Raw genomic sequence first — 6,892 nt, 5'->3', positions numbered from 1 at the left:
CCCGCCGCCGGCACTCCGCCTGCGGCTACCGCAGCCCGATCACCTACGAGAACACCACCACCGCGGCTACGCTACGACCGGCCGCATAACAATCAAATCGCGTGTCCACTTTTCGGGGCGAAGGCCCTGCTAAGAACTATGCCGAGCAGTGTGCCGGGCAGGCTTCGCGTAGCCTTGCTGTGACCGAGGCGGGCCGATGACCTCGCCGGATACGGACCACGCCCTTTCCTCCGAGGCACAGATCTACTTCCAGGTGCAGCAGTTCTACTCGCGGCAGATGCGGTTGTTGGACTCCGGCTCGGCCGAAGCCTGGGCGAACACGTTCACCGAGGATGGTGTGTTCCATCAGAACGTGGCCACGCCACTGCGCGGGCGCGCGGCGATCGCGGTGGCGGCACGCGTGCGGGTAGAGCAGATCCGGGCAGACTCCAAGGTGCGACGGCACTGGCTGGGCATGCTCGAGGTCATTCCGCAGGCTGACGGCCTGGTGCACACCAGCTATTACGCCCTGGCGATGGCCACACCTCGGGGGAAGTCGCTGCAGGTCTATGTGAGCACCGACAACCGCGACGTGCTGGCCAACGAAGACGGCCGGTGGCTGGTCAAGCACCGCTACGTCGAGCACGACGGGCGCGTCACCGAGCACTCTCCGGTGAAGGCAGTTCCGGCGGCCTCAAGCCTGACAGGCCGGTAATGCCGTGAAAGGCGATGATGTCGTCGAAAATCGCGCCGACATCCAGCGGTGCGCCAAGGGCCGCACCGCCGGCCTCCGCGTACGCGCGGTGCAGGTTGCCGACTAGCCGCTCGGAATCCAGCAGACCCGCGTAGCTACCCAGATCCGCCTCACGGGCCACCTCGAGTGGTGAGATGCCGGCAGCGATTCCGGCTTCGGCCAGTTGCTTGGCCCAGCGCAGGTAGCCCTCGGTGACGTCGAGCACCGAGGCATCTGTGACCGGGCCGTGGCCGGTGACGAGGGTGACCGCGTCCAGGTTTCGTAGCCGGCGCACCGCCGCCAGCGAGCCGGACAGCGACCCCATCGTCAGGAACGGTGTGACGCCCGACATCACCAGGTCGCCGGTGAACAGGACTCGGGTATCGGGGAGCCACACCACGATGTCGGAACGGGTGTGGGCAGGACCGAAGGTGATCAGCTCGGCCCGGATGTCCCCGATGTACATGGTGCTCGACTCACGGATCGTCAGGCTCGGGAGCGCGACCTCGATCGCGCCCCAGCCGACATCGGGCCAGAGGCCTTGCATGTGCAGGCCGGCTGCGGCCATGTCGGCCCGGGTGTCTTCGTGGGCCACGATGGTCGCATCCTGTGCGAAGACGAAGTTTCCGTAGGTGTGATCGCCGTGGAAGTGGGTGTTGACCACCACGTTCGGGCGGCGCGAGCTCAGCTTCATCACCGCCGAGTGCAGCTGCAGCGCCCGCTGCTCGGTGGCCGCGGTATCGATGACGGCCGTCGAGGAGCTGCCGACGATGATGCCGGCGTTGTTCAGGCACCACCCGCCGTCAGGTTGCAGGTAGGCGTAGATACCGTCTGCGATCTCTTCGACGCGCGGTGCGGCGGTGCGGAAGGTCATGGTGCTCCCTTGCGGAGAGGATGGGACACGAGCGCCTCCAACCGTGGCGCACAGCTAGTTCCGATGCTCCTCCAGCGCGCTGTAGCCATGCTGGAAGCGGGTCGATCCGCCCGTGGTACGACGGTGATGGTCGCCTAGGTCCAGGCTGCCTCCAGACCTGCTTGAGCAGGACCCGCCAGACTGGCCGAGCGGCTATCCCGATGGCATCGACTGAGTTCGGAAGTCGCTGAGCTGCCCAGCACAGCAATCGTCGCGCACGTTCCCGAACGGATTCCTTCTCATGCCGAGATCAGGCCTCATCCATCGACGCACTGAGAGGTGATCGCGGTGACCGAGCAAATCCTTGCCGATGACCCCCAGGACTGGGCTCCGCTGGCTTTGACCCTAGCGGCTGCGGAGGCCGCTCGATATGCCGAGCTTGCCGAAGTGGAGCGCAGGCTGTCGCCGCAGGTCGTCAAGGCGATCGTCGACGCCGGCATAGTTCGTCACTTCGTTCCAACCCGGTGGGGCGGCGCTGCCGGCACCTTCCTCGACTTCTCGCAGGCCATCGCGACTTTGGGCGAGGCGTGCGGCTCTGCGGCATGGTGCGCCTCGGTCTTCGCCAGCGCCGCACGAATGGGCGCCTTCCTTCCGCTCGAAGGCCAGCACGAGCTTTGGGATCGGGGACCGGATTCGGTGATCGTCGGGGCGCTCGTACCCGGTGGCTCGATTCAACCGGTGGCCGATGGATGGCGAGTCTCGGGCAGGTGGCCCTTCACCAGTGGCATCGATCACGCCGACTGGGCGCTTGTCTGCGGCTCGTCCAGCGGCGGTGAGGACACCCTCGGTCCGAGGTTCTTCGCGGTGCCCCGCTCGGACTTCCAAATCGAGGACACCTGGTTCAACGTGGGCTTGCGCGGAACCGGAAGCAGCACGCTCATCCTGGACTCCGCGTTCGTGCCAGCTCGTCGTAGCTTCCTGCGCTCGGACATGCAGGCTGGCAAGAGCCCCGATTCCACGGCACGCTGTCACACCGTCTTGATCAGGGTCTTCGCCGGCTTGACCTTCGCCGCGCCGGCCTTGGGCTCGGCCCGCGGAGCGCTCGCCGCGTGGACCGAGGGCATGAGCACCCGTCGTGACGCCACCGGAAAGCTGATGCGCGACCGCACCACCATCCAGCTGACGCTGGCACGATCGGCGGGGGAGATCGACGCCGCGGCGCTGCTGCTCGATCGGGTCGCGTCGGTCGCGGATCACGGCCCGGTGGATGCCGAGGTGATGGCTCGATGCGGACGTGACTACACGCTGGCCACCGAACTTTTGGTTGGCGCGGTGGAGCGGCTGTTCCTCTCGGAGGGCGCGAGAGGACAAGCCGAAACGGGGCAGGTGCAGCGAGCGTGGCGAGACGTGCACTGCGCCGCCGGTCACGTCGGCCTGCAGTTCGAGACCGCGGGCGCCGCCTATGGCGCAGCTGCGTTCGCCCGGATGACCGCCCCTGAAGCGGCGCCGGTTGAGACGCTGCCGTGGTTGCGCCGGACGCCCTGACAGACCGGTCCAGGGTAGTTCCAGCAGGGATATAGGAATAGCAGCTTTCATAAGGATCAAGTGCTACGCGTGATCGCTGCCCGCGTCTTGACGGAAGGAACGGTCGTGCGAAGAAGAGTTGTCATCACTGGTATCGGCGTGATTGCACCCGGCGGCATCGGGGTAAAGTCATTCTGGTCGTTGCTGACCGAGGGACGGACCGCCACCAGGCGGGTGACCCATTTCGATCCAAGCCCGTTCCGGTCGCAGCTGGCCGCTGAAGCTGACTTCGATCCCATCCAGGAGGGCTTGGACATCCAGAGAGCCGTCGGATGGATCGCGCGGCGCAATTCGCTGTGGTGAGCGCGCGGGAGGCTGCAGCCGATAGTGGCCTGGACCTCTCCCAGCTGGATCCGCATCGAACCGGTGTGACGATCGGGAGCGCGGTCGGCGCCACCACGAGTTTGGATCGTGAGTACGCCATTGTCAGCAACAGTGGCTCGAAGTGGGTGGTGAACCATGAGTACGCGATTCCCAACCTTTACGACCACATGGTGCCCAGCTCGTTCGCAGCCGAAGTCGCGTGGTCGATCGGCGCTCAAGGCCCGGCGACGGTGATCTCCACCGGGTGCACCTCCGGGCTGGACTCGATCGGTCATGCGGTTGAGTTGATTCGCGAGGGCTCGGCCGATGTGATGGTGGCCGGGGCCACCGAGGCGCCGATCTCGCCGATCACCCTCGCCTGCTTCGACGCGATCAAGGCCACCTCCCCGCGTAACGATGACCCCGAGCATGCCTCCCGGCCGTTCGACCGCACGCGTAACGGGTTCGTGCTGGGCGAGGGCTGCGCGGTCTTCATCCTCGAGGAATACGAGAGTGCCCGAGCCAGGAGCGCCCGGTCCTACGCCGAGATCTCAGGCTTCGCCTCACGGTGCAATGCGTACCATATGACCGGGCTGCGCCCGGACGGCCGTGAACTGGCAGAGGCGATTCGGGTCGCTCTCGACGAAGCCCGGGTCAACCCTGACGCCATCGACTACGTCAACGCTCATGGTTCAGGGACCAAGCAGAACGACCGGCACGAGACCGCAGCTTTCAAGCGGGCACTCGGTGAGCACGCGCGCAAGGTGCCGATCAGTTCGATCAAGTCCATGATCGGCCATTCGCTCGGCGCCGTTGGCGCGCTGGAGATCGCTGCCTGTGCGCTCTCGATAGCCACCGGAGTGGTACCGCCCACCGCCAACCTGACCGAACCCGATCCTGAATGTGATCTGGACTATGTCCCGTTGACCGCACGCGAGGTCGCAGTCGACACGGTGCTCACCGTGGGAAGCGGCTTCGGCGGCTTCCAGAGTGCGATGGTGCTCACCAAGCCGGAGGGAAGTAGCCCGTGACCGCCATCAAGTCTTTCGAAAGCTCGAGCAGCCGGACAGCCTCCGCCGCGAGCACCGCCTCGGCCGTCATCACGGGCATCGGTGTGGTGGCGCCAAATGGTTTCGGTGCGCAGAACTACTGGCAGTCGGTGCTCGCCGGGTGGGGAACCATCGGTCCGATCACCTCGTTCGACACCGCTTCCTATCCGGTCGTCCTGGGCGGGGAGATCCTTGACTTCGACGCCGAGGCTCATATTTCCAGCCGGTTGCTTCCGCAAACCGACCGGGTCACGCAGCTGTCCCTGGTAGCGGCGGTCGAGGCTCTGGCCGACGCTGGCATGGCTGAACCAGAGCTTCCCGAATTCTCAGCCGGCGTGGTGACGGCGAGCTCAGCTGGAGGCTTCGAGTTCGGCCAGCGCGAACTGCAGGCACTCTGGGGAAGCGGCAGCAAGTACGTCAGCGCCTACCAGTCCTTCGCCTGGTTCTATGCCGTGAACAGTGGCCAGATCTCCATCAAGCACAACCTGCGCGGGCCCAGCGGCGTACTCGTCAGTGACGACGCCGGCGGTTTGGACGCCATCGCGCAGGCTCGGCGCCAGGTGCGGAGGGGATCCGGGCTGCTCATCACAGGCGCCGTGGACGGGTCACTGTGTCCGTGGGGTTGGGTCGCGCAGATGGCGAGCAACCGGCTGTCGACCAGCGACGAGCCCGATGCTGCTTATCTTCCCTTCGACCAGAGGGCCAACGGCCAGGTACTGGGGGAGGGCGGCGCGCTTCTCGTGATGGAGAACGCCGAGGTCGCGGCCGCTCGTGGGGCCCGGGCCTATGGCGAGATAGCCGGTTATGCGGCCACCTTCGACCCGCGCCCTGGCTCCGGTGGTGAACCTGGTCTCCTGCGAGCCGCTCAGATGGCTCTGCACGACGCCGGACTGGAGCCGAGCCAGATCGGCGCAGTGTTCGCCGACGCCTCAGGTGTGGCAGACGGTGACCGGGACGAGGTGCGTGCACTGGTCTCGCTCTTCGGTGCTCGTGGCGTGCCGGTCACCGCTCCTAAGACGATGACAGGCCGGTTGGCTTCAGGCGGCGGCCCGCTGGATGTGGCTACCGCGCTGCTGGCCATGCGGCACGAATGCATTCCGCCCACCATCAACATCACCCGTCCCAGGTGGCCCGAGGCGCTCGACCTAGTACTCGACACGCCCAGGCCGGCGCCGGGCCTGGCAGCTGTCCTGGTGCTGGGTCGCGGCTATGGCGGATTCAACTCGGCGATCGTGGTGCGCGCGCTGTGACCAGGAACGCTGGGCCGGTGCGCTGTCCGCCTGCGGCACAGGGCTCAGCCATGACCGCGGTCGACGAGCGGGCTCGCAACTCCGGCCATCGGCATAGCGTCCCGGCAGGCCGGCAGGTGCCCAAGACATCCCTGGCCCGGACCGCTCAGATGCGGGAAAGGGTGGAGCACCTCCTGCTACTTCGTCATAGCGTTCACTCGGGCCCCGACGAGAGGGCTACCGAAGTACAGCACGGCAAAGGCAAGCTGACAGCACGCGAGCGCCTGGCCTTGCTCTTCGACGAGGGCACGTTCACCGAGATCGAAGCCATGCGCCGGCACCGCAGCACCGGTTTCGGCATGGATGGGCGCAAGCCTCACACCGATGGCGTGGTAGTCGGGTGGGGGCGGGTTTACGGACGAACCGTATTCGCCTATGCGCACGACTTCAGGATCTTCGGTGGCGCGCTGGGCGAAGCGCACGCGGCGAAGATTCACAAGGTGATGGACCTGGCCTACTCCACGGGAGCGCCGATCGTAGGTCTGTGCGACGGTGCTGGCGCACGAATCCAGGAAGGTGTCACAGCCCTGGCAGGCTATGGCGGCATCTTCCAGCGCAACGTTCGCAACTCCGGAGTGATCCCGCAGATCAGCGTCATCCTCGGCCCGTGCGCTGGAGGAGCCGCGTACTCGCCGGCACTCACGGACTTCGTCTTCATGGTGCGCGAGATCTCGCAGATGTTCATCACCGGCCCGGACGTCGTTGCCGCGGTGACCGGTGAGGTGATGACTCACAATCAGCTCGGTGGAGCCGACGTGCACGCCGAGCGGTCCGGTGTGGCGGCGTTCGTCCATGACAACGAGGTCGACTGCCTCAGCGAGGTGCGTTACCTGCTGTCGCTTCTGCCGGCCAGCAGCAACGAGACGCCGGCCGTCAACCCGACAGCCGATCCGTCTGAGCGGCGCACCGAGCGCCTCGCGGAGATCGTTCCCGTCGAAGCGAACAGAATCTATGACATGCGCTTAGTGCTGGAGGAGCTAGTGTTGCGTGAATGAAGTAGCTGTACCTCGCGGTAGCATGGTGTATGTCGTTGACTGTTGCCGTGCAGATGCCCGCTGAGGACCGCGCCGAGTTGACCCGTTGGACGCGGACGCCGTCGCTG

4 protein-coding genes and 2 pseudogenes are annotated in these 6,892 nt (G+C 66.1%); 5 read left to right on the top strand and 1 reads right to left on the bottom strand.

Going from position 1 to position 6,892, the window contains the following annotated elements:
- Positions 1 to 196: 196 nt before the first annotated feature.
- The gene (locus RM423_RS23665) at positions 197 to 694 is read left to right on the top strand and encodes a nuclear transport factor 2 family protein (protein ID WP_311425502.1); all 498 of its coding nucleotides are present in this window, start codon (positions 197 to 199) and stop codon (positions 692 to 694) included.
- Here RM423_RS23665 and RM423_RS23660 read toward each other — a convergent pair.
- Positions 636 to 1,586, bottom strand: coding sequence for an MBL fold metallo-hydrolase (locus tag RM423_RS23660; protein ID WP_311425501.1), 951 nt, complete (start codon positions 1,584 to 1,586; stop codon positions 636 to 638). The genes RM423_RS23665 and RM423_RS23660 overlap by 59 nt on opposite strands.
- 327 nt (positions 1,587 to 1,913) lie before the next feature.
- On the opposite strand from RM423_RS23660, the gene RM423_RS23655 reads away from it, so the two are divergent.
- The 4 genes and pseudogenes from RM423_RS23655 to RM423_RS23635 all read left to right on the top strand — a co-directional run.
- Positions 1,914 to 3,110 carry an acyl-CoA dehydrogenase family protein gene (locus tag RM423_RS23655; protein ID WP_311425500.1) on the top strand — a complete coding sequence of 399 codons (1,197 nt, stop codon included), beginning with the start codon at positions 1,914 to 1,916 and terminating at the stop codon, positions 3,108 to 3,110.
- Between the two features lie 105 nt (positions 3,111 to 3,215).
- Positions 3,216 to 4,483, top strand: a pseudogene (locus RM423_RS23645) (beta-ketoacyl-[acyl-carrier-protein] synthase family protein).
- Between the two features lie 5 nt (positions 4,484 to 4,488).
- Positions 4,489 to 5,751, top strand: a complete 1,263-nt coding sequence (locus RM423_RS23640) for a ketosynthase chain-length factor (RefSeq protein ID WP_396327850.1) — start codon at positions 4,489 to 4,491, stop codon at positions 5,749 to 5,751.
- A 50-nt stretch (positions 5,752 to 5,801) separates the two neighbouring features.
- Positions 5,802 to 6,773 (top strand): annotated as a pseudogene (locus RM423_RS23635) (acyl-CoA carboxylase subunit beta); the annotation flags it as partial.
- Positions 6,774 to 6,892 lie beyond the last annotated feature (119 nt).

It is taken from the genome of Jatrophihabitans lederbergiae (assembly GCF_031845305.1).
GTDB classification, from domain to species: Bacteria; Actinomycetota; Actinomycetes; order Mycobacteriales; family Jatrophihabitantaceae; genus Jatrophihabitans_A; species Jatrophihabitans_A lederbergiae.
This window is presented reverse-complemented; position numbering and strand designations above follow the sequence as displayed.